Raw genomic sequence first — 1,958 nt, 5'->3', positions numbered from 1 at the left:
TTTTACTTAGAAGCCTTAGCAGCCTTAATCGCGTCGATCATCATGGGAACAACCTTGAACAAGTCGCCGCAGATGCCGTAGTCGGCAACGTCAAAGATCGGCGCGCCATCCGCCTTGTTCACCGCGATGATGCACTCGGAATCCTGCATGCCGGCCTTGTGCTGGATCGCTCCCGAAATGCCCAGCGCAATGTACAGCTTCGGATGTACCGTCTTGCCCGTCTGGCCTACCTGGTGGTCCGCCGTCAGCCAGCCAGAGTCGATCGCCGCACGGCTGCCGCCTACTACGCCGCCAAACTCCGCCGCCAGATCTTCCGCCAGCTTGATGCCCGTCTCTACATCCTTCGAGATGCCGCGGCCTACCGATACCACTACCTCTGCGCCCGTCAGGTCTACCAGCTCCTTGGCTTCCTTTACGACCTCAAGCACCTTGGTCTCGATGTCCGCTTCGCTCAGGCTGATGCTCAGCTTCTCTACCACTACCGCATTCGCCTTCGCTTCGTCGTACTCGCTCTTCTTCAGCACGCCCGGGCGAACCGTCGCCATCTGCGGACGGAAACGCGGGCAGATGATCGTCGCCATCAGGTGGCCGCCGAACGCGGGTCGCGTCATCTTCAGGTTGCGGTCAGAGCGGTCCAGCGCGTCGATCTGCGCCTCCGGCAGCGTCGACGCTTCCTTCAGGAACGCCGCGTACTTCTCTACGTCTACGTCCAGATGCGTGCAGTCCGCGGTCAGGCCCGTGTGCAGACGCGCCGCGCAGCGCGGTCCCAGGTCTCGGCCGATGTTCGTCGCCGCGATCAGCATGATCTCCGGCTTCTTCTCCATTACCGTGTCGCAGATTACCTTCGCGTATGCGTCCGTCGTGTAGGTCTCCAGCAGCGGCGAATCCGCAATGTATACCTTGTCCGCTCCGTATGCGCCAAGCTCCTTGGCCATTCCGTCTACGTCCTTGCCCAGCAGCAGGCCGCACAGCTCTACGCCCATGTCGTCCGCCAGCTTGCGTCCCTCGCTCATCAGCTCAAGCACCGTCGGCTGCAGCTTGCCCTGGCGCTGCTCACAGAATACCCAAACCCCGCTGAAATCGGCCAGATTGGTGTTGTTAAATTCAGCCATTGTTCATTATTCCCCTTTCCTTTAGATGATGTGCTTCTTCAGAAGCTCCGCCGCGAGGGTCTCGCACGTCGCCTTGTCCGCGCCCTCAAGCATCTTGCCCTTGCCTTTCTGCGGCGGCGTAAACGACTTGAAGATGTTCGTCGGCGACCCCTTCAGACCGATCGTGGTGGGATCGATCAGCGGATCATCCTTCAGGGTGTTGTAATCATATACTTCCACCGGCTTGGCGTAGCAGTCCATGATCCCGCTCAGCGACATATAGCGCGGTGCGTTCAGTTCCTTAATGCACGTCAGCAGGCACGGCGTCTTCGCCTGGATGGTCATGTACCCGTCCTCCAGCATGCGCTTGACGGTTACCGTGTTGCCTTCCTTCTTGATGTCCGCCGCGTACGAAATCTGGGGTACGCCCAGCTTCTCCGCGATCTGCGAGCCTACCTGCGCCGTATCGCCGTCGATCGCCTGACGTCCGCAGAATACGATATCGTCGTCCTCAAGCCCGACCTTCTTTACTGCCGCCGCGAGAATCTGCGAGGTCGCAAACGTGTCCGATCCGCCGAACTCACGGGCCGATACCAGCACCGCCTCGTCCGCGCCGCGCGCCAGCAGCTCACGCAGCATGCCTTCCGCCGGCGGGGGGCCCATCGTGATTACCACGACCTTGCACCCCGTCTCATCCTTCAGCTTCAGCGCTGCTTCTACTGCGTTCAGGTCGTCCGGATTCGTGATCGTTTCCATCGACGCTCGGTTCAGCGTCCCGTCCGGATTCACCGCTACCTTGCCGGAGGTATCCGGAACCTGCTTTACACATACGATTGCTTTCATAGTCCTGTTCTCCTCCTTTTCTTA

Annotated in this window: 2 protein-coding genes; both read right to left on the bottom strand. The window is 60.1% G+C overall.

Annotated elements, in window-relative coordinates:
- Window positions 1-2 precede the first annotated feature (2 nt).
- Complete coding sequence (gene acrA / locus ACYQ3S_RS15580; RefSeq protein WP_459690277.1) at window positions 3-1,112, bottom strand: acryloyl-CoA reductase electron transfer subunit beta; 1,110 nt, start codon at window positions 1,110-1,112, stop codon at window positions 3-5.
- 21 nt (window positions 1,113-1,133) lie between these two features.
- Window positions 1,134-1,934: an acryloyl-CoA reductase electron transfer subunit gamma gene (gene acrB, locus ACYQ3S_RS15575; RefSeq protein ID WP_459690276.1), complete on the bottom strand. Its 801-nt coding sequence runs from the start codon at window positions 1,932-1,934 to the stop codon at window positions 1,134-1,136.
- Between the last annotated feature and the right edge of the window lie 24 nt (window positions 1,935-1,958).

It is taken from the genome of Agathobaculum sp. TL06, from assembly GCF_054658635.1.
Note: the sequence above shows the minus strand (reverse complement) of the source record. Positions and strands in the feature narration are given on the sequence as shown.